Genomic DNA, 25,525 nt, shown 5'->3' with positions numbered 1-25,525 from the left:
GTTAAAACCATCGTTTTTAAGTATAGGTGGTTAAAAGCATAGCCTAGAAAAAATTTACGCTAGTTTGTATCGTGCGCATACGGTATTATTTGCCCCATTTTTTAAGCTAATCGTATTACGGTTGTTCGTTAAGCTTGCGCAATGATTGCCAGCGCAGCAAACCAAATAAATATCGCCGTAAACCTTTAATGAAAACTGGGTTGAAATTAGTTAATGCAACAAGAATATAATCCGCAGCAAATCGAACAAGACGTTCAGTCTTATTGGGAAGAGAACAAAGTCTTTGAAGTTAAGGCTGATCCATCAAAAGAAAAGTTTTACTGTCTTTCTATGTTTCCTTACCCAAGTGGTAAGTTGCATATGGGGCACGTACGTAATTATACCTTAGGTGACGTTGTGTCACGCTACCAAAGAATGCAAGGCAAAAATGTCATGCAACCTATGGGGTGGGACTCTTTTGGTTTGCCAGCGGAAAATGCCGCGATTAAAAATAAAACGGCCCCTGCTAAGTGGACATATGCCAACATAGATGACATGAAAACCCAATTAAAACAATTAGGGTTTGGCTATGACTGGAGCCGTGAAGTCACAACCTGTTCACCAGAATATTATCGATGGGAGCAATGGTTTTTCACTAAGTTGTACGAGAAAGGCTTAGTTTATAAAAAAATGGCTACGGTTAACTGGGACCCAGTTGATCAAACGGTATTAGCCAACGAGCAAGTGGTTGATGGCCGTGGTTGGCGTTCTGGTGCTTTGGTTGAGCAAAAAGAAATTCCTCAGTGGTTTATTAAAATTACCGATTATGCTGAAGAGCTATTAAATGATCTTGATCAGCTTGATGGCTGGCCTGAGCAAGTTAAAACCATGCAGCGTAATTGGATTGGTCGCTCTGAAGGCTTAGAAATAGACTTTCATATTGCGTCAATCGCAACCGATTTTACGGTTTATACCACACGTCCTGATACATTAATGGGTGTGACTTACGTGGCGTTAGCGGCTCAACACCCAATTTGCTTGGCGGCGGCAGAAAACAACCCAGAGCTGGCTAAGTTTGTTGAAGAATGCAAAAACAGCAAAGTGGCTGAAGCCGACATGGCTACCATGGAGAAAAAAGGTGTTGATACCGGCTTGCGTGCCATTCACCCATTAACTGGCGAAGAAGTGCCAGTATGGGCGGCTAACTTTGTATTAATGGACTATGGTACTGGCGCGGTTATGTCGGTGCCAGGGCATGATCAACGCGATTATGAGTTCGCCACTAACTATGGTTTAACCATTAAGCAAGTTATCGCGCCTGTTGAAGGCAGTGAGTTACAAGCAGACTTAAGCAAAGAAGCCTTTACCGAGCGTGGCGTATTAGTTAATTCAGCTGAATTTGATGGTTTGGATTTTGACGGTGCATTTAAAGCCATTGCCGCTAAGCTAGAAGGCTTAGGTAAAGGTAAAGTGACGGTTAATTATCGCTTACGTGATTGGGGTGTTTCTCGTCAGCGTTATTGGGGGGCGCCAATCCCTATTCTTAATTTAGAGAATGGTGAAGCCGTGGGTGTACCTGAAGAACAATTACCGGTTGTGTTACCGGAAGATGTTGAAATGGATGGCGTTACTTCACCGATCAAGTCTAACCCTGAGTGGGCTCAAACCACCTATAACGGTCAACCGGCACTACGTGAAACTGACACTTTTGATACCTTTATGGAATCAAGTTGGTACTACGCGCGTTACTGCTGTGCTAACGATGATACGCAAATGCTGGATCCAGCCGAAGCTAACTATTGGTTACCGGTTGATCAATATATTGGTGGTATCGAACACGCCATTTTACATTTATTGTATTCTCGTTTTTACCACAAGTTATTACGTGATGTTGGCTTAGTTGAGTCAGATGAACCGTTTAAACGTTTGCTTTGTCAAGGCATGGTGTTAGCGGAAACGTTTTATCGTGAAGATGCCAATGGCGGTAAAAGCTGGTATTCACCTGCCGATGTTGAAATAGAGCATGACGATAAAGGTGGTGTGAAAAGCGCAACATATGTACCAGATGGCCAACCTGTTATTCCGGCTGGCGTGACGAAAATGTCTAAGTCAAAGAATAATGGTATTGATCCGCAGTTAGTTATTGATAAATACGGCGCAGACACAGTTCGTTTGTTTATGATGTTTACCGCACCTCCGGAGCAAACATTAGAATGGTCTGATTCAGGCGTGGAAGGTGCCCATCGCTTTATTAAACGTTTATGGCGTTTAGCCTACGAGTTAAACCAAGCGGGAGATAAAGTTGAGCTGGACAAAGCGAGTTTAACCGGCGCGCAAAAAAACTTACGTCGCGAAGTACACAAAGCCATTGCTAAAGTGAGTGATGATGTTGGTCGTCGCCAAACGTTTAATACCGCTGTTGCGGCTATTATGGAGTTAATGAATAAGCTAATTAAAGCGCCATTAGCCCAAGCTCAAGACAGAGCCGTTATTCAAGAAGCGCTTGAAGCGGTAACCTTAATGCTTGCGCCAATCACTCCTCATTTATCGCATGCGTTATGGCAAGCTTTGGGTCAAACAACGGCAGTTGAAACAGCATCTTGGCCACAAGCTGACCAGTCAGCCATGGTTGAAGACGAGAAGCTGATTATTGTGCAAGTTAACGGTAAGTTGCGTGCAAAATTGACAGTGCCAGCTGACGCGAGCCAAGAGGCTGTTCAGGCATTAGCTGATGCAGAAGAAAACGTCACTAAATTTACCGAGGGTAAAACCGTACGTAAAGTGATTTATGTGCCGGGTAAATTATTAAATATTGTGGCTAACTAGTCATAGCAACGGAATACGCAGTGCTGAAATCGTTTCAAAAGAGCTTAACTAAACTCATTAGCCTAATCACGTTAATGAGTTTAGTGACTAGTTGTGGTTTTCAACTTCGTGGTAGTTATGAAGTACCGGCATTTTTAAAGAACATTTGTATGGATAGCCGGGGCGACAAACTATTGCGAGTTGAAGTGAAAGAGCAATTGGTAATCGGTGGTATCAATATTGATAATCCAGCGCTCTGCGCTCGCTTATCGATTATTGATGATAAATTAGAACGCCGAACCTTGTCTTTGTTTCCCAATGGTCAGGTTGCAGAATATGAACTTATTTATTCTGTAGTTTATCTCATCGAAATTGGCGAAAGTCAGCCACGACGTTTTTCGGTTGAAATTTTACGTGACTATCAAGATAACCCCGACGCGGTACTGGCTAAAAACCGCGAAATGAACTTAATTCTCAAGGAAATGCGTAAGGACGCTGCATCGCGGATTGTTAGGCAATTAGCCTCAATTCGCTACTAATTGTCAAATCGTTATGCGCATTTACCCTAATCAACTCGAACGCCACATACAGCAACCTTTACCTAACGTGATCATGGTATTTGGTGATGAGCCCTATCAGGTGCAGCAAGCGCTCGATACTTTGCGCCAAGTTGCCAAGCAACAAGGGTGTGAGGAACGCATTCGCTGGACACATGATAACCAGTTCAATTGGCAATTGTTAATGGACGAAGCGCAAGCTTTGTCGTTGTTTGCTATGCGTAAGTTGATTGAGTTGGAAATGCCGACAGCCAAACCCGGGCGCGATGGCAGTAAAATGCTACAGCAGTGGTGCGCTTTACCGGATAACGAGCATATTTTACTGTTGTGGGGCGGTAAGTTAGGCCAAGAGCAAACCAAGAGTAAATGGTTTAAAGAAGTCGACAAGCATGCTTGGTTTATTCCTGTGTATGATGTGGAAAAAGACAAGCTGCCTAATTGGTTGCGTCAACAGTGCCAACAGCAAGGCTTAAATATTACGGCTAATGCTATCGAATTGTTAGCGCACTTATTCGAAGGTAATTTACTCAGCGCTGCGCAAGAGATTACACGCTTGTCACTGTTATACCCAAACCAGCCGATCGATGTGGTTGAAATTGAACAAGTGGTGTCGGATCAATCTCGATTTACCGTTTTTCAATTAGTCGATGATCTATTGCTAGGTAATTTTGATCGTGCGAGTCATGTGTTGCAGCGTTTACAAGGTGAAGAGCTAGAGCCTGTAATTATTGCTTGGGCATTGCAAAAAGAAGCTGAAATTTTGGCTCAGTTAGTCGCAGCCCAGCAGGCAGGGCAAAGTATTGACGCTTTATTTAAATCCTTGCGAATTTGGCAACAGAAACAAGGCTTGTATCGTCAAGCTATGCAGCGTCTTAACAGCCAGAGTATCGAAATTATTCTGTCATCCTTGGCCCATTTTGATTTAAGTTATAAAACCAATGGCTTAAAGCATCCGTATACTATGTTGGCGCATTGTTGTGCCTTGTTTACGGGTGATCCAAGATTACAATCGTTAACCAAAACCATGGTTGCTTAGTTTTTAATGAATAAACCGACTTTGCTTTTTGGTGGCACATTTGACCCTATTCACAATGGTCATATTCAACCTATTTTGGAAATTCAGGAATGGCTAGGGGCAGACGAGATCCGTTTGATCCCGAATCGCATACCACCGCATAAAGCACGACCCGAAACGCAAGACCAGCATAGGGTGGCCATGTGCCAACAAGTGGCAGCTATGTATCCACAGTTTGTGGTGGATGATATCGAGCTAACAGCGCCGCGTATTTCGTATTCGTTTGATACCTTTGTTGAATTACGCCAGCGTTATACAACGACACCTTTGTGTTTTGTAATTGGTATGGATTCGTTAAACAGCATTCATACTTGGCACCGTTGGCAGGAATTATTGGATTATGTGCATTTGGTGGTGGCTGAGCGTGGTGGTTATCAAACTGAGCTGCACCCTGATGTACAGCTTTGGTTGGCAAAAAATCAAACAGAATCTTATAAATGCTTAGAAAATAACCTTTCAGGTAAGATCCTATTGGTGAATTCGACTAAGCTTAAAATATCGTCTTCGTATATTCGGCAACGCTTATCAAGTGGTTTAGATTGTCGTTGCTTGCTGCCGTATGCGGTACATGAATATATTGAAGAACATCATTTATATTTATCTTAGAGGAGAAAACTCGAATTGGAGACGCAACAGTTAATCGATTTTGCAGTCGACAAAATTGATGATCTTAAAGGTCGTGACGTAGAAGTAATCGATGTTAGCGACAAATCCAGCATTATGGACTTTATTATCGTCTGTTCAGGTAATTCAAAAACTCATGTTAAATCTATCGGACAACATGTCGCGACTGAGGCTAAGCATCAAGGGACACCCGCAATAGGTATTGAAGGCGCTGATTTTGGTGAGTGGGTGTTGGTTGATTTTGGCTCAATTGTCGTGCATGTTATGTTGGATGACACCCGCGAATTTTATCAAATTGAAAAGCTCTGGCAGTAGCAAGCGAAACGCTTAGCATTATGAAAATTCAAATGGTTGCGGTTGGCACAAAAATGCCAACTTGGGTTACACAAGGCTTTAATGAATATTTACGCCGTTTTCCTCGTGATTGTGAGTTGTTTCTTACAGAAATTGCTGCTGGCAAACGGGGTAAAAATGCCGACATCGCGCGCATTCTGGCGAAAGAGGGTGAGTCGACTTTGGCTGCCATCCCCAAAGGTAATCGTATTGTTACATTGGAAGTGACAGGTAAACCTTGGGATACCCATCAGCTAGCCAAACAGTTACAAGTCTGGCAACATGATGGTCGTGATGTTAGCTTGTTGATTGGTGGCCCTGAAGGATTAGCGCCAAGCTGCATTCAAGCTTCTGAACAAAAATGGTCATTGTCACCACTAACCTTACCTCATCCTTTGGTACGGGTTTTGGTTGCTGAAAGCTTGTATCGGGCTTGGAGCTTAAACAATAACCATCCTTATCACAGAGAATAATAAGAGCATTAATGAATGTGGGTTAAGCGCCGCGTAGCGATACGCGACCATACAGCTGAAGCGAATATGTTTGCCCGACGAGCACTTATTGCGCTCGCTGTGGTTTTGGCTATGGTGTTAACCTTACTCTCAAACTTGTATCATCTACAAGTGGAGAAGTTTAGTGATTACCAAACACGGGCTGATGGTAATCGCATTAAAGTCCAACCCGTGCCACCCAATCGGGGACTCATTTACGATACCAACGGTGTTTTACTGGCGGAAAACCATCCTGTTTACAGTTTAGAGATCGTCGCAGAAGACGTGAAAAACATAGATGGTTTATTAGCGCAAATTGAAGCGCTAATACCTGTCAGTCATGAGCAAAAGAAAAGTTTTTACCGTGCATTAAAACAAAATCGTCGGCGGCGTTTTAAACCGATTGCTTTAATCGAGCGACTCACGCCAGAAGAGGCCGCTATCATTGCGGTTAATCAGCATCAACTCGATGGTGTGGTGATCGACGCGCATTTAAAGCGTTTTTACCCGCATGGTGACTTGTTGACGCATGCATTGGGTTATGTCGCTAAAATTAACCCTAAAGATGCTGCGCGTATCGAAGCCAATAACGAAAAAGCTAATTACGCTGCTACGCGAGATATTGGTAAACAAGGGCTAGAAAAGTTTTATCAAAATATATTGCACGGCACGGTAGGCTATCGCAAAGTTGAAGTGAATAGTCGTGGGCGAGTTCTGCGGGAGATGGATTCGCAAGCGCCGATTCCTGGCAATGATTTGCGCTTACATTTGGATATCAGCCTGCAAAAATTAGCTCAGCAATTGTTGGCTGATAATCGTGGCGCGGTCGTCATGTTAGATGCGGTTAATAATGGCATTTTAGCGTTATATTCTAACCCGAGTTATGATCCTAATTTATTTGTACATGGTATTTCCGGTAAGGATTATAGGGCATTACTGCAATCTCCTGACCGGCCTTTAATTAATCGTGCGACTCAAGGTCAGTATCCACCGGCATCGACTATTAAACCGCTTATTGGTTTGTTGGGTCTTGAAAAAGGCTTAGTGACGGAACAAACCACAATGTGGGACCCTGGCTATTATCAAATTAAAGGTATTGAGCATAAATACCGAGATTGGAAAAAGTGGGGACATGGCCATGTTGATATACATAAGTCGATTGAGGAGTCTTGCGACACTTATTTTTATGATCTGGCGTTACGTTTAGGCATTGATGCTATTTCAGAGGAAATGGTCAAGTTTGGTTTTGGTGAAGCGACAGGGGTTGATATTTTTGAAGAATCATCCGCCAATATGCCAAGTCAACAATGGAAGCGTGCCCGTTACAATCAACCTTGGTATGCGGGTGATACTATTTCTATTGGTATTGGCCAAGGGTACTGGACATCGACACCATTACAACTCGCGTTAGCCACTAGTGTATTAGCTAACGAAGGTAATTTTAACGAACCGAAATTTTTAAAAGCGATTGAAAGTAATACCGGCACAATCGATTCACCAGCGCAAGATAGACCGCCTGTGGCTATACAAAATAAAGAAAATTGGCAGATTATCAAACGGGCTATGTATACCACAGTGCAAAAGGTGACAGGCACAGCACATAAAGCCTTTAAAGGCACAACCTATGATGCGGCGGGTAAAACAGGCACAGCACAAGTTATCTCAATTGCGCAAGATGCAGAGTATGACGAAACTAAAATCGCAGAGCGTCATCGAGACAATGCCTTATTTGTTGGCTTTGCGCCATATGATGAACCTAAAGTCGTAATTGCGGTCGTGGTGGAAAATGCTGGCGGCGGTAGTTCAAATGCCGCACCTGTTGCGCGCGCCATGATGGATGCTTATTTCGCTAGTAACCCTCTGGGTGAAAACCCAATGCAAGACTTACCTTTGGCTAGGGAGCCTTAATGCGTAACGAAAGTTCGAAAAATATTTGGCAAAGGTTGCATATCGATTTGCCCTTGCTCACGTCGTTGCTGGTATTGATGTCTGTTGGGTTGGCTGTCATTTACAGCGCGGGTGGCCAAGAAATGGCTTTGATTTATCGTCAAATCACACGTTTAGGTTTAGCTTTTGTGGTTATGTTAGTGGTGGCGCAAATACCGCCAAGTTTTTATCAACGCTGGGCGGTGCCGATCTTTTTATTGGGTTGCGGTATGCTTGTTGCCGTGCTGCTCGTTGGGGTGGTGGGAAAAGGGGCTCAGCGTTGGCTCGACTTAGGTTTTATGCGGTTTCAGCCTTCAGAGATAATGAAGCTAGGCGTACCTATTATGATTGCTTGGTATATTAGTCGTAAACCCATTCCCCCGACCTTGACAGATACCTTTATTGGCTTAGTTTTAGTTTTGCTGCCTACCTTGATGATAGCTAAACAACCGGATTTAGGCACGTCATTACTCATAGCGACATCCGGTTTATTTGTGTTGTTTTTGGCTGGACTTAGCTGGAAGTTAATTGGTGCGTTTGCAATATGTGTATCCGCTTTTATGCCAATTATGTGGTATTTCATTATGCACCCCTATCAAAAGCAGCGCGTACTGACCTTTCTTGATCCTGAATCGGATCCTTTAGGCTCAGGCTATCATATCATTCAATCGCAAATTGCCATTGGTTCCGGTGGCACGACAGGTAAAGGCTGGTTAGCAGGAACCCAATCGCAACTTGAGTTTTTACCCGAACGTCACACGGATTTTATTTTTGCTGTATTTAGTGAAGAGTTCGGTTTGTTTGGCATTTTGTTATTAATGGTTATCTATTTGTACATAGTTGGCCGCGGAATGATAATTGCCATGCGGGCGCAAGAGGCTTTCACTAAGCTATTAGCCGGTAGTATTACATTGACGTTTTTCGTGTATGTGTTTGTTAATATTGGTATGGTTTCGGGCATATTACCTGTGGTTGGCGTGCCACTGCCTTTAATTAGTTATGGCGGAACCTCAATGGTTACCTTATTAGCGGGCTTTGGTATTTTAATGGCGATCAGTACCCATAGGCGTTTTCTACGCGAATAGGGCGTTGCATGTGTTTATTCAAAGTTAATAAACAAATTGGCAGTTAACCTGCCATGCTGAGGGTCATCACTTAAATGACTTGTGTGAGTCGCGATTGGTGAATGTAACAAAGAGCCAGGGTAAATAACAAAACGATTGGGTTTGTATTCAATTGTGCCGATCCGTTCATATACCGTGTTACCACCATTAGTGTAGTTGGCTTCTGGTTCTCCGTACTTATCTACCCAGTTTTGTAAAGCTAACATATAGTCATGGGCTTGTTGCTCATTGAGTATATTTTCTTTATTTGTTTCTCTATGGCGATAAAAGCCTGTGCCTTCAAAATTTCCCTCATTGATATAATGCATGACAGCAAAATAGCCTGGTTCATAACTATCAAAATGAGGCCATCTTTGCAGGGTATTTAATTGGTTAGCGTCTTTAGTGAGTAGAGAATAGCGCGCGGTTTTTAAGCTTAAATTTAACTGCTGTGGAACTCTAAAAACCTGATAAAAAATCGGTACAATCTCAGGCAGTACTGAGTCAAGATAGTCACTATCTATTGGCGCTCGGACTCCTGCGTAATTGGAATCATTAGCATCAGTAAACTTCGCGCTTTGATTAATATTGGCGGTTAATTGATCTAAGCCCAGCATAAAATCATCAATAATCAATACGGGTGTTTTTTCTTGGCCGACTTGGATAAGTTGCACCTGACAATTGGGATTGAGTAGATAAGTCGCCATTTTGTTTATCTGTTGTATTGATAATTAAATTTAATTTATATTTAATTTAATTATTTCTCAAGTGAATCTTATTTTGAGTGAGCCGCCTTTAGTTAATTTGGCTAAGTCACTGAATATATGATGCGTAATGAGGTCATAAATGGTAGGTTATTTGCGTGATTAGTCGGCTTATTAAATCTATGATTAAACGAATTATTTTTTCTTCTTGTCTGTTGTTTTCTTGTTGTGCTTTGGCGCAATTTCCTAGCCAGCAAGAGTTTGCTGCGCAAACCGCTAAAAAATACCCAATTAGCGAAGATCATGTATCAAGCTTATTACAGCAAGCCAATAAAAACCAAAAGGTATTAGATGCGATCTCTAGGCCTTGGGAAGCCAAACCTTGGTACAAATATTGGCCAATCTTTTTAACTGAAAAACGGATTAAAGCCGGCGTTAAGTTTTGGTTAAAACACCAAACGACATTAGAGCGAGTCGAAAAAGAGTTGGGTGTTGATGCCGCTATTGTGGTCGCCATTATTGGGGTTGAAACGTTTTATGGTACATATAAAGGTAAGTATAAAGCGCTAGATAGTTTGTATACCTTAGGTTTTCATCATCAAGGGCGAGGCAAGTTTTTCCGTAAGCAGTTGGCTGAGTTAATGGTATTGTCCAATGAAGAACAATTGGATATTCATCAATTGTATGGTTCGTATGCTGGGGCAATGGGCTGGGGACAGTTTATTCCTTCTAGTTATCGCCATTACGCCATCGATTTTGATGGTGATAATAAACGAGATTTGTTTAACAACGAAGTCGACGCTATTGGCAGTGTTGGCAATTATTTTAAACAACACAAATGGCAATTTGGCGAGCCAGTCGCGTTTCCTGCCAAAGTAAAAGGCAATACTTATCAGACATTATTGCGTAAAAAGCTTAAACCAGTCGACAAGGTTGCAGCGATATTAGACAAGCAAGTTTATATTGAAGCTGATGTTAATACTCAAGCTAAAGGCCAGCTACTTGAACTGGAAACAGAAACGGGTGTAGAGCACTGGTTAACCTTGAATAACTTTTACGTGATTTCACGTTATAATCACAGCCCTTTATATTCCATGGCTGTTTATCAATTGAGTGAAAAAATCAAAGCCGCTAAGCAGCAAGTTAATATGACAGTGGCAGTACAACCGTAAATCATGACAGTAAACATTGTGTTTAACAGGCCGTGGCTTGTTAGTTTAATTTTGGCCGGTTGTGTTACGGCCTGTTCGTCAACCAAAAAAAGCCGCTATGCTTTGGAGCACGATTTAGCACCGACTCGTACTCCTACCGCAGAAGAAATGCAAAACCCAGAGGTTTACTATATGCCACCTAGTCGTGGCGGCAACCAGCCTGAATATCAAGTATTAGGTAAAACGTATCAAGTGCTGCCAAGTGCCGATGGGTTTGAACAGCAGGGTATCGCCAGTTGGTATGGTCGTAAATTTCATGGCCATTTAACATCCAATGGTGAAACCTACGATATGTTTGCCATGTCGGCTGCGCATAAAACCTTGCCGATCCCCGTGTTTGTTGAAGTGACCAATTTGGATAATGGCCGCAAAGCCATTGTTCGTGTCAATGATCGCGGGCCGTTTCATGAAGGGCGCATAATTGATTTGTCCTATTCTGCTGCCTATAAACTCGGCGTAACAGCATCTGGCACGGCTAATGTGAAAATTCGCACCTTAGCAACTACGCCTGGCGGTTATATATTGGTTGACTCAGCGCCGCAGCGAGAAGGCTTAGATAAAACCGCCTCGGCTTTGGCTTTGTTATTTCAGATGGATACTCAGGTGTTACAAGCTGAAGAAGAGTTTGATTTGCTAGTGGGGCCTTTTGCTGATGAAGAGCGGTTGCGCGAGACATTAGCTCATTTAACTATGAGTGGCTATCCAGCTAAACGCTATACTCAAACAAGCGAATTGACCAATAAAGAAGAGGTGAATTAAGCGTTCCATTCATAGACGTTATAAGCTGTTATTATTCGGTCTGTTAACTTTAGTTTCTTCGGTTTTTTAGGGGTGCTATCTGTTAACGAGATTTGTTACACTTTGGCACGTTATTTTTTCGCTTTTCCCAACAATTCTCAGAAAATTACCAATAATTATGAAAAATTTCCGTTTGGGCGTGCTATTCATTGCCAGTGTTTTTTCCGTCTCCGTATCTGCTATAACTCCGAATGCGCCAACAATTAACGCCAAAGGCCATTTATTAATTGACGCTTCAACAGGTAAAGTCTTGTCGGAAGACAATTCTGAAACTCAGTTGGCGCCAGCTAGCTTAACTAAAATGATGACCAGCTATATCATTGGCATGGAAATCAAAAAAGGCAATATTAGCCTAGAAGACCAAGTGACTATTAGTGAGAAAGCTTGGGCGAAAAATTTTCCTGATTCTTCAAAAATGTTTATCGAAGTCGGTAAACAAGTTTCAGTAGCGGATCTTAACCGCGGTATTATTATTCAGTCTGGTAATGATGCATGTGTTGCCATGGCTGAACATATTGCCGGTTCTGAATCGGCTTTTGCTGATTTAATGAATGCCTACGCAACAGAATTGGGCATGCACGGTTCTAACTTTGAAAATAGCCATGGTTTACCAGGCGCTAATCATTTTACTACACCTGTTGATATGGCGATTTTGGCTAAGGCGCTGATCAATGATGTGCCGGAAGAGTACGCTGTGTATAGTGAAAAATCTTTCACTTTTAATGGCATTAAGCAATATAACCGCAACTCATTACTTTGGGATAAAAGTATGAATGTGGACGGTATTAAAACCGGACATACGCAAGAAGCTGGCTATAGCTTAGTGTCATCGGCAACTAAAGGCGGCATGCGTTTAATTTCTGTGGTTATGGGCGCTAGTTCAGAGCGCGCACGTAAAACCGAAAGTAAAAAATTATTAAATTATGGTTTTCGTTTTTTCGAAACCATTACACCTTATAAAGCCGGTAAAAAGTTTGCTGATCAGAAAATTTGGTTAGGAGATAAGAAAACCGTGCGCTTAGGTATCAGTCAAGATACGCCAATTACTATTCCTCGTGGTAAACGTAAAGCATTACAAGCTAATTTAGAATTAGACAAAGCCTTAGAAGCGCCGCTGAAAAAAGGCACTGTAGTCGGTAAAGTCTATTTACAATTAGAAGGTGAAGATATTGCCAGCTATCCTTTAGTTGCGCTGGAATCGGTAGCCGAAGGCGGATTTTTCAGCCGTATGGTTGATAAAGTAAAAATGAGTTTTGCCGAATAAATTTGTTTTAGAACAATACATTAATTTAATCCATCGTTGAGAATGGCGGAGCGGTATCACGTTGCGCCATTTTTGGTTTTAAATTGAGATTAAAGTTGAGACCAGAGTTATTATGAAAACTAAATTCGATGAGTTATTAGAGTTTCCTTGTCGTTTCCCATTCAAAGTCGTCGGCTATACCGATCCCAAGCTTGTCGATAACATCATGTTAGTTTTACAGCAACATGCACCCGGTGAATATTCACCAAAAACGAAAGATAGTGGTAAGGGTACTTATCAGTCAGTTACTATAGACGTGACTGTAACAAGCAAAGAGCACGTCGAAACCCTATATCAAGCGTTATCAGAAATTGATGGCGTACGTATGGTTATGTAGTGCTTGTGGAAGAAATACCATTGTCATTAACCGATAACGTTATTATTCGCGATTTGGGTTTACGCGACTACGAACCCGTGTGGCAAGCCATGCAAGCTTTCACGGCTGAGCGTGATATTGACGCACAGGATGAGATTTGGTTTGTTGAGCACCCAAGCGTATTTACTCAAGGCCAAGCAGGTAAGCAAGAACACCTGTTAATGCCGGGCGATATTCCCGTCGTCAAAGTTGATCGCGGCGGCCAAGTTACCTATCACGGCCCCGGCCAGTTAGTGGCTTATGTATTGGTTAATATCAAACGTAAAAAAATGGGTGTGCGCCAATTAGTGACGGCGATTGAAAATGCCTTGGTGGCATTGCTTAAGCGTTATGATATTGCCGCTTACCCTAAAGCGGATGCGCCCGGTGTATACGTTGATGAAATGAAAATTGCGTCTTTAGGATTACGTATCCGCCGTGGTTGTTCATTTCATGGTTTAGCATTAAATGTAAATATGGATTTGTCGCCTTTTCAGCGTATTAATCCGTGTGGTTATCAAGGACTGCAAATGACGCAATGCGCTGATTTAGGTGGTCCACAAACCGTTGAGCAAACCAAAATAGAATTGCTTGATGAGTTGAAAGCGGTGTTGTCTTATCAGGCACACAGTATTGAAGCAGGAAATCCAATCAATGAATAAGATCCCACGCCCAGAAGTCGGCGAAAAATTACGTGACGAAGATAAAATGCGTCTGATCCCAGTTCAGGTTATCCCAACTGAGAAAGAAGACATGTTACGTAAGCCAGAATGGATCAAAATTAAATTACCACGCAGTACTGAGCGTATTGATGAAATTAAGAAAACCATGCGCAAAAACAATCTTCACTCAGTATGTGAAGAAGCGGCGTGTCCTAACTTAGCAGAATGTTTTAACCATGGTACGGCTACTTTCATGATATTAGGTGATATCTGTACTCGTCGTTGTCCATTCTGCGATGTGGCGCATGGTCGTCCGAAAGCACCAGATGCCCAAGAGCCTGAAAAGTTGGGTAAAACCATAGCGGAAATGAAGCTAAAATACGTGGTGATCACCTCAGTTGACCGTGATGATTTACGTGATGGTGGTGCGCAACATTTTGTTGATTGTATTAATGCTATTCGTAAATACAGCCCTAATATCCAAATTGAAGTATTAGTACCTGATTTTCGTGGCCGTATGGACAGAGCTTTAGAAATTTTAAATACGAGTCCGCCAGATGTATTTAACCATAACTTAGAAACCGCGCCACGCTTATATAAAATGGCTCGTCCTGGTGCAGATTATAAATGGTCACTTGAGTTATTACGTAAGTTTAAACAAGCCAACCCAGATGTACCGACTAAGTCGGGCTTGATGATGGGAATGGGTGAAACTAACGAAGAAATCGCTGAAGTTATGAAGGACTTGCGTGAACATAACGTTGATATGTTAACCTTAGGTCAATACCTACAACCGTCTAAGCATCACTTAAAAGTTGAACGTTATGTTCATCCTAAAGAGTTTGACGAGTTAAACGAATTAGCAGAAGAACTCGGCTTTAGCCATGCCGCTTGTGGCCCTATGGTGCGCTCTAGCTATCATGCTGATCGCCAAGCAGCCGGTGAAGAGGTTAAGTAAAACTCGACCGACATCAGTTAGATTAGTTGAAAAGAGGCTTTAAGCCTCTTTTTTTGATCTTGGTTGCTGATTTATTCGTATTTAATTCATCATTAGCACAAAATTAAAAACGACTATATGCGCCTATTACTATTCACTTTTGTTTTATTACTTTGCAGTTGTACGGGATTGCCAAACAATGTCACGCCAATTAACAACTTTCAACTGCAGCGATACCTAGGCACTTGGTATGAAATTGCGCGACTTGATCATTCGTTTGAGCGCGGTTTAAGTCAAGTTTCGGCAAGCTATAGTATGCGCAGCGATGGCGGTGTCAGGGTATTGAACAAAGGCTTTAACAGTGAAGATGGCCGTTGGCAACAAGCTGAAGGCAAAGCTTACTTTGTACAAGATGAGACAACAGGGCACCTTAAAGTGTCATTCTTTGGCCCATTTTACGCTAGCTATACCATTTTTGAATTAGACGCCAATTACCAAACTGCATTTGTTGCAGGCTATTCAAAAGACTATTTGTGGCTGTTGGCACGTACCCCACAAGTAGACGAGCGTACTAAGCAGAAGTTTATTCAGAATGCTAAAGATAAAGGTTTCGCTACAGAGCAGTTAATTTGGCTTAATTAATTTGCTTGGCAAATCTATGACTAAGTTATTGAGGCAAGGTTTGCCAACTGTCGATGGCTTGCTTGTTTTCGGCCAATGGATAGTAAAAATACTCAAACTCTTTGTTGTCGCGCATTTGTTGTAGGCCTTTTTCTAAAGCTTGTTGGATCTTGCGACTGTGTTTCGCTTTTTTCGAGACAATAAAATGGCGGCTATTGGGAAAGCGAATTTTAATATTACCAACCGGCACCATATTAAATTGGTCTTTACAGGTATACGTCATGCCCAATGCCGATTTCATCAATAATTCTGTAAGTACTATATCACCACGCCCCTTATCGGCTAATAAACAGAGTGAAGCATGTTGTGACACATTAGCTGCTTGTAATCCCAGTTTTTTTATCATCTGCCAATCTTGTCCCCAGCGCTCTGTGGTGAGAATGCGATACTTTTTTAACGCTTGGTTAATTGTTACGCCGTTGCTGATTAAAGTATTTAATGTTTGCTCGATAGTTTGTTTTTTGTGCTCAGGTACAAAAAAGCCTTTTACGAATACATTGGCAGGGTAGATAGGACTAATTTGATAAAACTTGCGAGTATCTATTTCCGGTTGCCAAATGGAGGTATACGGCATGGCGACTTGTCCGGAGTTGGCCGCAAACAAAGCGCGGCTGTAATTAGGCACAAATTTGTATTCAAAGCGATAATCTAAACCACCGAGATATAATGCTCGGCACATGATCAACATTTCCATGGTCGGGCGATTAAAGCCAGAATGGGCTAGCTCAGGTAACTGGTGGCAAAGGTGCTTTTTTCTTTGCTTTTCGAAAACATCAATACTGTCTTTAACCCCAGAAAGTTTGATGGTGATTGGCTGTTGGGCAAACGCTTTTTTATTACCCCATAAACTAAACAAGATAAGTGAAAGCGTTAACGTACATAAATATTTGATAAACAAGCGTTAACTCCAAATTGGCTCGCAACAGTATGGCCGCTAATTAACCTTAGCCTAGCTTTACCAATTTGGATAACTTTTAAGTATTTTGATGTGTGTTTACTTAAAAGCGAATCGCTGGGCGTTTAACTTTTGTTGGCTTGTTATTTTCTGATTTGCTGGTGGTTTTTGACTGGGTGCTGCTTGCTGATTTAGCTGTAGCGACTACGCCTGCTTCGCGTTCAACTTGAAAGGTTTCACCATCAAACTCGATGACATCACCATGGTAAATTTTTTTACGCTTTTGAGTTTCTAGTTCACCATTTACTAAGACGTAACCTTCGGCTATCACTAATTTCGCTTCGCCTCCTCCGGCGACCAAATTCTCGAATTTTAAAATTTTATAAAGTTCTACAGGTTCGCGATTGATATAGATAATTTGCATGATAGACAGAATGAAATGAAATTAATTGCCATTGTAGCGTGATTTTATGTATTGACCCAGCTAGAGTAAGATAATTCTGTCGTGAAAATGTTTCTAGTAAGCTTCAAGAACTATTAGTTTAAGACGATAAATAATGTAGGAAGACAGCGGCCTAAATTAATTTACAGAATTTGGTGGCTCGGCTCGGTAGCTTGGGACTTGGTTTAAAGATTAATAGGTTAGGTGCCACATATAAGGTGTAATTTTATGGATGAACGACGACTACGTGACCCTTCAATTCGCGAGTGGCTAATGTCACTCAATGAGATGCAGAAAATCGCCGCTAATGGTATTGAAACAGTTGGTTATGAATTGTCTTTTATACGTGGTCGCGGCGACGCTGCGTTAGCCGTGTATGTTTGTGATGACAATGTGGCGACCATTGATTGCGATGGTGAAATTAACTTTAATCCAGATATAGATCTACGTTGATGATGGCAAGATAAATTAAACGTGCCGATTTTTATTCATGAAAATCGGCAGATTTAAATTGATTCTTACCTTGTTGTTTAGCTTGATACAGGGCTTGGTCGGCAAGTTCACAAGTCTTAGCCGCTTGCGTATTGACGCTCGGTAGCTGGGCGCAAATGCCTATGCTGACACTGATATGTGAACACGTATCAGAAAAGTTATGTGGAATATTTTCCTGCTCTAGTAAATTAATCACGCGTTGGGCGACTTTTTCTGCGCCCTTATTGTCACAATCTGGCAAAATTATCGCAAACTCTTCTCCGCCTAATCTTGCAACCAAATCACTGGCACGAGCGACAGACGTTTGCAAGGTTCTAGCAACTTGGGTTAAGCATTCATCACCAGCACCATGACCATAATTATCGTTGTACGCTTTAAAGTTATCGATATCTATCATCAATATGGCGATTGGTTTGGTATTGCGCAAGCAACGTTTCCACTCTAGCTGTAATGTTTCGTCAAATTTCCTGCGATTAGCCAATAAAGTTAATGGATCTGTTGTGGCGAGTACTTGCATTTTATCCAGCTGGATTTTCATGGTGACATGGGTGCGAACTCGCGCCCTTAATATCACTGCACTAATAGGTTTGCTAACAAAGTCGACCGCCCCAACATTAAAGCCTTTAGCAACATCGTGCTCTTGCTCTAACGAGGTGACAAAAATAATCGGAATGTCTTGGGTATTAACATTGTCTTTTATGGTTTGGCATAGCTCAAAACCGCTAATATCTGGCATCATAACGTCAAGCAAAATCAAATCGACTGATTGATTAGCGATGATTTTTAAACAGGCTCTACCATCTCTAGCAACTAAAATATCGTAGTTCTTGCCGAGACTTTCCGCTATTAGGCGGATCATATTTGGGTCGTCATCAACCACTAACACTTTGGGTAACTGAACTTGGTTGTAGCATTTGGCCGCTGGTTGCATTTAATCCCCTTGTTTTTTTAGATAAGGAGCAATAATGGCTTTAGCTTGAGTATAGTCCATTTGATTTACTGCGTGCGTTAGTGATTGCCAATCTTGCGCGTTAAGTAGGCTTTGTGCCTGAGCTTGGTAACTCTCTAGTTCGTCCAAACTAATGTATTGCCAACCTTCAATTTTTATTAGTAAATTAGCAAGCCACTGTTTTACTTCTTCAGGGTTATTTTCTGGTTGTTCATTTGTGGTGTTATTTGCTAATTGATGCGGGGTGATTTGTTCAACAATATTATTGATTGCCGTTATTAAAGGCTGCAAGTCAGCGCTTTGGTTTTCGGCTAATTGCACTTCTATCTCTTCTGCTAACTGACTAACCGTGTCGGCGCCTATTGTGCGGGTTAAGCCCTTTAACGTATGAATTAAGCGCAGAGTTGTATCAATGTCCTGATCCGCTAAATGGACTTGAAGTTGCTTGATAATATCTTTGGCATCTAAGTTAAATTGATTAAGCAAGCGCTTCAGTAATGGCCAATTGCCATCGAGTTTTGTTACGGCTTGTTGTAAATTGAGGCCAGGGATAGCTAGCGCTGTTGCAGCTTGGGGCTCTGTCGTATTTTGCTGAGCGGTACTAAGCCATTTGGCCAAAATTTGGTTTAATATTTTAAAATTAACCGGTTTGGCAACATGATCATTCATGCCAAATTCTTTGGCTTTCTTTTTGTCCTCAACCATAGCGGCGGCTGACATGGCAATGATAGGAACTTGTTTACCAGTTGCGCATTGGCGGATCCTTTTAGTGGCTTCAAAGCCATCCATTACCGGCATTTGCAAGTCCATTAAAATTAAATCGAAATGATTATTTTGGAAATATTCGACGGCTTCTTGGCCATGGTTAGCAATGATAAATTCAGCCCCTAATTGACTCACAAATTCACTGGCAACAATTTGATTGGTCTTATTGTCTTCCACGATTAATATCTTGGCATTCTGGATTGAACTTGTGTCATCTGAATGCATTTCGTCTAAGTTAAGCGACTCTCTGCTTGATGTAGCTTGAATTTGACCTTGTAACTTGAGAATAGTGCTATGGAGTTTGCTGGCAAATATCGGCTTATCCATAATGGCGTCCACGTTATTGTGCTTATCGGCTTGTTCGGCAAACTCTCTGCCATAGGATGTGACCATAAGCGCGTTAATGCGTTGGGCTTGCTCGGCAAATTCCTTGCGGTGTTTTATTTGATTAATTAATTCTATGCCGTCTATTTCGGGCATTTTCCAGTCAATTATAATGAGGTCATATAACTCACCAGAGGTAACGGCTTGACTTATTTTTTCTATGGCGTGTTTTGGTGAGTTGGTGACATCAGTTGGGAAACCCCAAGCATTAAATATATTCTCCATCAGAATAAGGCTATCTAAATTGTCATCAACAATTAGTGTTTTCATGGGGTGCGGATTTGGCGTGGCCTGATTTTGAACTTGGCCTTTTTCTAGCTCAATATTGAACGTGAACGTACTGCCGACACCAGGTTGGCTAATAAAAAATATTTCACCATTCATCAATTCAACCAAGCGTTGGCAAATGGTTAAACCAAGGCCTGTGCCGCCAAATTTACGGGTGATTGATGAATCGGCTTGCGTAAATGCATGAAATAAATTGTCGGCTTGCTCAGGCGATAATCCAATACCCGAGTCACTGACATTAAAGATCAAACGAAATTTATTTTCGGTTTCGCTTTCTTCGGTGACCATGACTTTAACTTGACCTTGCTCAGTAAACTTAATGGCGTTACTAATTAAATTATGCAGCACTTGGCTTATACGTAAGCTGTCACCCACATAGTACCTTTGTAGGGAGTCAGGTATATCAAACAGTAATTCCAACTGTTTCTTTTCTGCTTGAATGCTAAATAAGTTGGCGGCCGTATTTAAAATATTATCTATATCGAAATTTTCGGCGACGACTTCTAATTTATTGGCTTCAATTTTCGAGTAATCCAATATGTCATTTAGGATGTTTAATAGAACATGTGACGAGTTGGCGACTTTTAATAGGTATTCGCGTTGTTTGATCCCCAATTCCATATTCAGCACCAACTGAGTCAATCCTAAAATCCCATTCATTGGGGTGCGTATTTCGTGGCTCATATTGGCCAAAAACTCACTCTTAGCTAAAGTGGCAGATTCAGCTAACCGAGTGGCTTCTAATAACTGTTGTTCATTTTGTTTCATTTGCGAAATATCGCGAAAAATCCCTGAGTAACAATCGTTTTCGCCTTTTTCGTTTTGATGCGCAATGGCCACCATAGACGCCGCAATGGTATGACCGGACTTGTCTAATAGTTCGACTTCACCTTGCCATGAGCCTTGGCGGTTAACTTTGGGATAAATTTGCGTAGTAATTTTTTTAGCCGCAGCGGGTGGATGTAACTGGTTAATTGTTGCTTGGCTAGTATCGTCGCAACCGGTTAATTCCATCATGGCTTTATTAAGGAAAATAATCTCGTGATTTTGGTCAACTTGCGCAACAAAATCGGTCGAGTTTTGCAAAATTTCCAGCAAGCGTTTTTGTTGTTTTTCTAACTCTTTCTTGTGATGTATATCTTGGCCAAAGGCAATAATTTGGCCATTAGGCATACGAAAATTAGCCCATAATTGTTGACGTAGTTGCTGATTTTTGACCCGTACTGGATATTCTTTAAATTCGCCGTTGGCTTGATGAATATCTCTATATACTTGCTGGCGCAATGCGTTATCAGGGTAAAACTTTGCCAGCATATCTATTTCTGCTTCCACTTCAGCAAAGGTATAACCTAGCACTTGTTCACAGGCTTTATTCCAAATTAAGCATTTTCCTTCTTCGTTGAATGAATTAATCATGTACGGCGCTTGCTCAATAATGGTTTTAAATTGCATATGCCGTTGTTTGATTTCGTGTTCGGCTTTGACTAGCTCGCTAATTTCTGTACTGGTACCAACAATGCGATAAACTTGCTGATTGTCATCCATTTGTGGGTTTAAGTTGGTTTTCCACCAAGTTGAGCGTTTACCCAGCTTAAGCTCTTCAACGTATTCAACAGGCTGTTTGCTATTAATACATTGCCGATAATAGGTTTTTACTTTATCGGCATTTTTTTGGCTAATGTATTGCGGCACTAGATCGTCAATACGTTTATTTTTGATGGCACTCCACTTTAGGCCCACCATATTTTGCGCGGCTTTGTTAACGTCGGCGTAAATATAGTCACTATCATCGACAACATTAACTAAAAATACCGCGTTGGCGGTGCCATCGAAAAAGTTTTGCAGATATTGATTTTTGACATCCAGTGCTTGCTGTAACGCTTTTTGATTTTGAATGTCTGCAATCGTGCCGGAAACAAATATAGCTTGGCCGTTATTATCAAACAGGGTGCCGGCGCGTGTAGAAACCCAAATACTTTCTTCATTGCGCAAAATTTGATATTCGGTGATCCGCTCGTGGGGTTGATCAATGTCAGTAAAAATTTGTTGTTCAACATCAGCCATATCGCCTTGTACAATGACGGCTAACCAAGCTTGGCGTTGAATAAAATGTTCCGTAGTGGGTAATCCGAGTATGTGTAACGCGCGTTCAGATAACCACAGTGTATTCGCGACTAAATCCCATTCCCATAAGCCATCGTTAGTCGTTTGGCTAATTCGTTCAAAGCGTTTATTAGCTTCAATTAATTCGTTACGCGCTTTTAAGCGCTCTGTTACATCTAGGACCGATGCGAAAATTAAAGCGCGTTGACTGGTTTGGTTATTCAGTACGATTTCAATTGGAATGCGGCGACCGGTTTTATGCATACCGAATACGGTACGCCCCTGAGCCATATTATGTTTGTGCTGCTCATTATTAATAAACTCGCGCACATAATTAGGATGAGCATCTGTGTATTTTTCTTCAACTAAGGTAGTGATCGGTTGCTCTAATAATTCTTGTTCGCTATAGCCAAATAGGTTGCAAAGTTGTTCATTAACAAACTTGATATTGCCTTGGGTATCGATAGCGAGTAATCCGACATGTGATGCTTGAGTGGCTGCTTTAATAAGTTCGTCTTGTTGGCGTAAATGTTCAAGTTCTAGCGCGTGCAGTTTTTCTTGATGCGCTTGTTCAAGCGCTGAGGCGAATTGATTAGGAGAGGGTAGTTTTAGCGCCAGCGGAATAGCCCTAAAAACAAACACTGCGGTGATGACAGAGACAATAGCCGTCGCAAATTTTGACAAGCCATGTACGCCGTAGCTGCCATACCAAATAACGTAAATGCTAATTAAATGCGTAATACCACACAATAAGATAAAGGCAGAAAATAGAATAAAAACTTTTTTAAATTTTAAGTCTTTACGCTTTTCAACAAATAAGTAAATAGCCACTGGGATTGTGAAATAGGCTAAAGCAATCGCACTGTCAGATAGCACGTTTAACCATAATATTTCAGGAGTCCACCAGTAACAGTGGCCATGCGGCATATAGTCAGATCTAAATAGATTATCGAACATGGGTAACTCGAATTTTTGTAATTTGAAAGTAGGCGAGTGGTTACGTTGTTATAAGTATATGTGAGATCTGAAAATCTGCTTGAGTTGGCTTGTGTTTACAAAGCGTGAACCGGTTAACACTTTGCTACAGAGTGCAAAAATGTGCGGAATAAATATTTCACCTTAATCGTTAACTCAATGAAACAAGTCAAAACCATTAACCACAATTGAGGTGATTATTATGATTAAGTTATCTAAAACAGCATTATTTCTTTCTAGCGTTATCACATCATCAACTTTTGCTAACGTTGATGTATCAAGCTCAAGCCAATTTAGTCATCAATCAAACGTGACTTTTAGCGCACAACAAGAGCCACAAATGAATGAAGAGCCAACCACAACTACAACCACAAGCAATGGCAATCAAGAAACGGATATGCAGGGCGCTATTGAGTCAGAAAGCTCAGAGCAAGAAGCACCAACAGAAATGGCAGGGCAAGGTAACATTGCAACTGAAATGGACAACTCAACAGAAACATTAAGCCAGTTGAGTGAGACACAACCTGAATCAGACAATGGCACTGAGCCTGAAAGTGAATCAAACGTTGAAGGCACCACAGAGCAAGACGCTTCGTCAGATACCGCTAGCACGACACAGAGTGATGAAGAACCAAGTTCGAGCTTAATGTTATCCAGTAACAGCACTAGTCACTCGAAGTTAGTCGGGCAACTAGGGTTGCAGCGTTCAGCAAATGAGCCGCCAATTGACGATGAAAACACAGATGAGCCAAACATGCCAGACGAGCCTGATATGCCAGATACTTCAGACCAAGAACAAGAGACTAAGTCGTGGTTCGCTAAAGTGACTGGATTTTTCAGCTCAACTGCAGAGCAAGGTGTGGAAGTCGGTGAGGATCTATCGACAGCAGTTGCAACAGAAACGGCATTAGCGGCTGAACAATCTGCTCAGTTGGCACTTGTAACCTCAGAACAAATTGAGAGCCAAGTTGATAACGGGATTAATGCGGCCTTAACAAGTTCGACCCAAGTGGGTGAGCAACTTGCTGTGGTGGTGCAAGAGTCGGTTGATGCCAGCTTAATTGCTTCTGAAAATGCGGCGTTGTCTATCGAACAAGTTACCAGCAGTACGCTAGAAGCGGCTGTATCCAGTGCAACATCGAGTGAAGTTGAATCTAGCATCACTAGCCAAATGTCAGAAACGGTTAGTGAGCAAGTCGAAGAAACTATTAAGTTAACGGTAGAGAATAGCCTAGACGGCTCAATTCAAGAGTCTACCCAAGCTGAGTTTTAATTCATAACCCACGCTTAGTAACCCACTCACACCAAGGGTAATACTGCCCTTGGTGTGGATAGCTCTCTTTTTCTCCTTTAACCTTGGAATATTATTATGTGCCGTACTTATTCAAAATTAGCTGCTATTTCTTTTACTTTATTTTTTTCTACTATTAGCCAAGCCAACGAGGTTAAGTTTAACGTTTCAGTAAATGCCGGTTTGTTAAATGATAGCCGTCTTACCATTGCTGAATTAGACCAAGTTTCTAATCAAGCGGATGTTGCTTTAAGCTCAGGGGTAAAAGCGGGTATGAATTGGCAGCCTAATGCAGATTGGAACGTCAAGCTGAGCTATGGTCTTGATCAAAAAAATTATCAAGACTTTGATGAATATGACCTGTTTACTCAGCAATTAAATATGGGCGTTGAACGCAAGTTTTCAGGATTTAACCTAGGAGTTAATTACTTAAATGTATCGGCGGACCTTGATGGTCAAGATTTTTTAGCCTTAAACCAAGTAAGCGTGTATTGGTCTAATTTAATCAACAATCGCTACTTTTTCCGAGTCGCGACGGATATTACCGATAAAGAGTTTGCGCTATTTAGTGGCAGAAATGCCGATAACCTCAATATCAACGGTCAAGCTTTTGTCTTTTTTGATAATGCTGAACGCTTTGTTATGCTTGGTGTTGGCCAAGAATGGGAAGACAGCCAAAATGCGCTTTACCAATACGAGCAGCAGCACATTCAAGCTAATTTTTCGCAAAAATGGCAATGGTTTGGCGCTAATCAAGTGCAATTGAAATTACAAGCGAAACAAAGGGATTATGACCAGTTTACGATCCAGGAGTCGGGCTTGCGTGAAGATACACTCTACTCAGTAGGTGTGAATTGGCAGCATGATTTTAATCCCGAATGGTCGATAAAAACCGACATTAGCTATAAAGATAATCAGTCTAACTTTACGGTTGCTGACTATGATGAAACCCTGACATCTGTAATGTTGCATTATTCATATCGCTAGTGCCTATATTTATCCTTCTATTTTCAAACTACCTCCCTGTTTGACTAGACAAAGCCGCTAAATTAGCGGCTTTGTTACTTGTTCTAATATATTTGCCATTGAATCTGTTGTGCTTCATCGTTGTGTACTTTAATAGTTTTTAGTGTTGTCGAGTTAAAGTGTATGCTCTGGTTCAAGCCTTTGTAGGGCCGGTTTTATACCGGCAAAAACTAGAGGTTGTTCCAAAATATATCTTACTGCCAAATGTGATGTTCAATAACTGAATTTGACAGCAAGCGTTGATCGAAGTATGTATGATCCAACAAAAGCATGTTTTAGAGTTGCTATTTGGGGTGTCAGCATGGACGCGGTAGCTTTGCTTTCGCAGGGAAGACGGTACTTTTTTAACCATTAAATACTGCTTACTAATC

At 41.5% G+C, this 25,525-nt stretch carries 23 protein-coding genes; 18 read left to right on the top strand and 5 right to left on the bottom strand.

Annotated elements, in window-relative coordinates; genetic code table 11:
* The first annotated feature begins 213 nt into the window (after positions 1-213).
* The 8 genes from leuS to rodA are packed head-to-tail and all read left to right on the top strand — an operon-like array spanning position 214 to position 8,875.
* Positions 214-2,805 carry a leucine--tRNA ligase gene (gene leuS, locus C2869_RS18550; protein WP_108604355.1) on the top strand — a complete coding sequence of 864 codons (2,592 nt, stop codon included), beginning with the start codon at positions 214-216 and terminating at the stop codon, positions 2,803-2,805.
* 20 nt (positions 2,806-2,825) lie between these two features.
* Positions 2,826-3,323 carry an LPS-assembly lipoprotein LptE gene (locus C2869_RS18545; protein WP_108604354.1) on the top strand — a complete coding sequence of 166 codons (498 nt, stop codon included), beginning with the start codon at positions 2,826-2,828 and terminating at the stop codon, positions 3,321-3,323.
* A gap of 13 nt (positions 3,324-3,336) precedes the next feature.
* Positions 3,337-4,377, top strand: a complete 1,041-nt coding sequence (gene holA / locus C2869_RS18540; RefSeq protein ID WP_108604353.1) for a DNA polymerase III subunit delta — start codon at positions 3,337-3,339, stop codon at positions 4,375-4,377.
* Between the two features lie 6 nt (positions 4,378-4,383).
* A complete protein-coding gene (gene nadD / locus C2869_RS18535) occupies positions 4,384-5,022 on the top strand; it encodes a nicotinate-nucleotide adenylyltransferase (RefSeq protein ID WP_108604352.1) in 639 nt (212 codons plus the stop codon).
* A 15-nt stretch (positions 5,023-5,037) separates the two neighbouring features.
* Positions 5,038-5,355: a ribosome silencing factor gene (gene rsfS, locus C2869_RS18530; protein WP_108604351.1), complete on the top strand. Its 318-nt coding sequence runs from the start codon at positions 5,038-5,040 to the stop codon at positions 5,353-5,355.
* A 20-nt stretch (positions 5,356-5,375) separates the two neighbouring features.
* The gene (gene rlmH, locus C2869_RS18525) at positions 5,376-5,846 is read left to right on the top strand and encodes a 23S rRNA (pseudouridine(1915)-N(3))-methyltransferase RlmH (RefSeq protein ID WP_108604350.1); all 471 of its coding nucleotides are present in this window, start codon (positions 5,376-5,378) and stop codon (positions 5,844-5,846) included.
* 15 nt (positions 5,847-5,861) lie between these two features.
* Positions 5,862-7,772 (top strand): penicillin-binding protein 2, encoded by a 1,911-nt coding sequence (gene mrdA, locus C2869_RS18520; RefSeq protein WP_108604349.1) that lies wholly within the window; start codon positions 5,862-5,864, stop codon positions 7,770-7,772.
* On the top strand, positions 7,772-8,875 hold the full coding sequence (gene rodA / locus C2869_RS18515) for a rod shape-determining protein RodA (protein ID WP_108604348.1): 1,104 nt from the start codon (positions 7,772-7,774) through the stop codon (positions 8,873-8,875). The genes mrdA and rodA overlap by 1 nt, the downstream gene beginning before the upstream one ends.
* A 14-nt stretch (positions 8,876-8,889) precedes the next feature.
* Here the strand turns inward: rodA and C2869_RS18510 are convergent, their stop codons facing one another.
* Positions 8,890-9,600, bottom strand: a complete 711-nt coding sequence (locus C2869_RS18510) for a DUF6445 family protein (protein WP_108604347.1) — start codon at positions 9,598-9,600, stop codon at positions 8,890-8,892.
* 179 nt (positions 9,601-9,779) lie between these two features.
* Between C2869_RS18510 and mltB the strand changes: the two genes are divergently transcribed.
* The 7 genes from mltB to C2869_RS18475 all read left to right on the top strand — a co-directional run bounded on the left by mltB (position 9,780) and on the right by C2869_RS18475 (position 15,505).
* A complete protein-coding gene (mltB, locus tag C2869_RS18505) occupies positions 9,780-10,769 on the top strand; it encodes a lytic murein transglycosylase B (protein WP_108604346.1) in 990 nt (329 codons plus the stop codon).
* A 3-nt stretch (positions 10,770-10,772) separates the two neighbouring features.
* The gene (locus tag C2869_RS23050; protein ID WP_108604345.1) at positions 10,773-11,567 is read left to right on the top strand and encodes a septal ring lytic transglycosylase RlpA family protein; all 795 of its coding nucleotides are present in this window, start codon (positions 10,773-10,775) and stop codon (positions 11,565-11,567) included.
* A gap of 157 nt (positions 11,568-11,724) precedes the next feature.
* Complete coding sequence (locus C2869_RS18495; RefSeq protein ID WP_108604344.1) at positions 11,725-12,870, top strand: serine hydrolase; 1,146 nt, start codon at positions 11,725-11,727, stop codon at positions 12,868-12,870.
* A 109-nt stretch (positions 12,871-12,979) separates the two neighbouring features.
* Positions 12,980-13,246, top strand: coding sequence for a DUF493 family protein YbeD (ybeD, locus tag C2869_RS18490; RefSeq protein WP_228710841.1), 267 nt, complete (start codon positions 12,980-12,982; stop codon positions 13,244-13,246).
* A gap of 14 nt (positions 13,247-13,260) precedes the next feature.
* The gene (gene lipB / locus C2869_RS18485) at positions 13,261-13,926 is read left to right on the top strand and encodes a lipoyl(octanoyl) transferase LipB (RefSeq protein WP_228710840.1); all 666 of its coding nucleotides are present in this window, start codon (positions 13,261-13,263) and stop codon (positions 13,924-13,926) included.
* Positions 13,919-14,884, top strand: coding sequence for a lipoyl synthase (gene lipA, locus C2869_RS18480; protein ID WP_108604342.1), 966 nt, complete (start codon positions 13,919-13,921; stop codon positions 14,882-14,884). The genes lipB and lipA overlap by 8 nt, the downstream gene beginning before the upstream one ends.
* A gap of 117 nt (positions 14,885-15,001) precedes the next feature.
* On the top strand, positions 15,002-15,505 hold the full coding sequence (locus C2869_RS18475) for a lipocalin family protein (RefSeq protein WP_108604341.1): 504 nt from the start codon (positions 15,002-15,004) through the stop codon (positions 15,503-15,505).
* 25 nt (positions 15,506-15,530) lie between these two features.
* On the opposite strand, the gene C2869_RS18470 is transcribed toward C2869_RS18475, so the two are convergent.
* Positions 15,531-16,442, bottom strand: coding sequence for a hypothetical protein (locus tag C2869_RS18470; RefSeq protein WP_108604340.1), 912 nt, complete (start codon positions 16,440-16,442; stop codon positions 15,531-15,533).
* Positions 16,443-16,542: 100 nt separating this feature from the next.
* Positions 16,543-16,863, bottom strand: a complete 321-nt coding sequence (locus tag C2869_RS18465; RefSeq protein ID WP_108604339.1) for an RNA-binding S4 domain-containing protein — start codon at positions 16,861-16,863, stop codon at positions 16,543-16,545.
* A gap of 246 nt (positions 16,864-17,109) precedes the next feature.
* Between C2869_RS18465 and C2869_RS18460 the strand changes: the two genes are divergently transcribed.
* Positions 17,110-17,334 carry a hypothetical protein gene (locus C2869_RS18460; protein ID WP_108604338.1) on the top strand — a complete coding sequence of 75 codons (225 nt, stop codon included), beginning with the start codon at positions 17,110-17,112 and terminating at the stop codon, positions 17,332-17,334.
* A gap of 31 nt (positions 17,335-17,365) precedes the next feature.
* Here C2869_RS18460 and C2869_RS18455 read toward each other — a convergent pair whose 3' ends face one another.
* Positions 17,366-18,304 carry a GGDEF domain-containing response regulator gene (locus tag C2869_RS18455; RefSeq protein ID WP_108604337.1) on the bottom strand — a complete coding sequence of 313 codons (939 nt, stop codon included), beginning with the start codon at positions 18,302-18,304 and terminating at the stop codon, positions 17,366-17,368.
* Positions 18,305-22,819, bottom strand: coding sequence for a PAS domain S-box protein (locus tag C2869_RS18450; protein ID WP_108604336.1), 4,515 nt, complete (start codon positions 22,817-22,819; stop codon positions 18,305-18,307).
* Positions 22,820-23,039: 220 nt separating this feature from the next.
* Here C2869_RS18450 and C2869_RS18445 point away from each other — a divergent pair, with 220 nt between their 5' ends.
* Both C2869_RS18445 and C2869_RS18440 read left to right on the top strand, forming a co-directional pair.
* Positions 23,040-24,110 carry a hypothetical protein gene (locus tag C2869_RS18445; protein WP_108604335.1) on the top strand — a complete coding sequence of 357 codons (1,071 nt, stop codon included), beginning with the start codon at positions 23,040-23,042 and terminating at the stop codon, positions 24,108-24,110.
* Between the two features lie 96 nt (positions 24,111-24,206).
* Complete coding sequence (locus C2869_RS18440) at positions 24,207-25,115, top strand: surface lipoprotein assembly modifier (protein ID WP_108604334.1); 909 nt, start codon at positions 24,207-24,209, stop codon at positions 25,113-25,115.
* Positions 25,116-25,525 lie beyond the last annotated feature (410 nt).

It is taken from the genome of Saccharobesus litoralis (assembly GCF_003063625.1).
GTDB classification, from domain to species: domain Bacteria; phylum Pseudomonadota; class Gammaproteobacteria; order Enterobacterales; family Alteromonadaceae; genus Saccharobesus; species Saccharobesus litoralis.
This window is presented reverse-complemented; position numbering and strand designations above follow the sequence as displayed.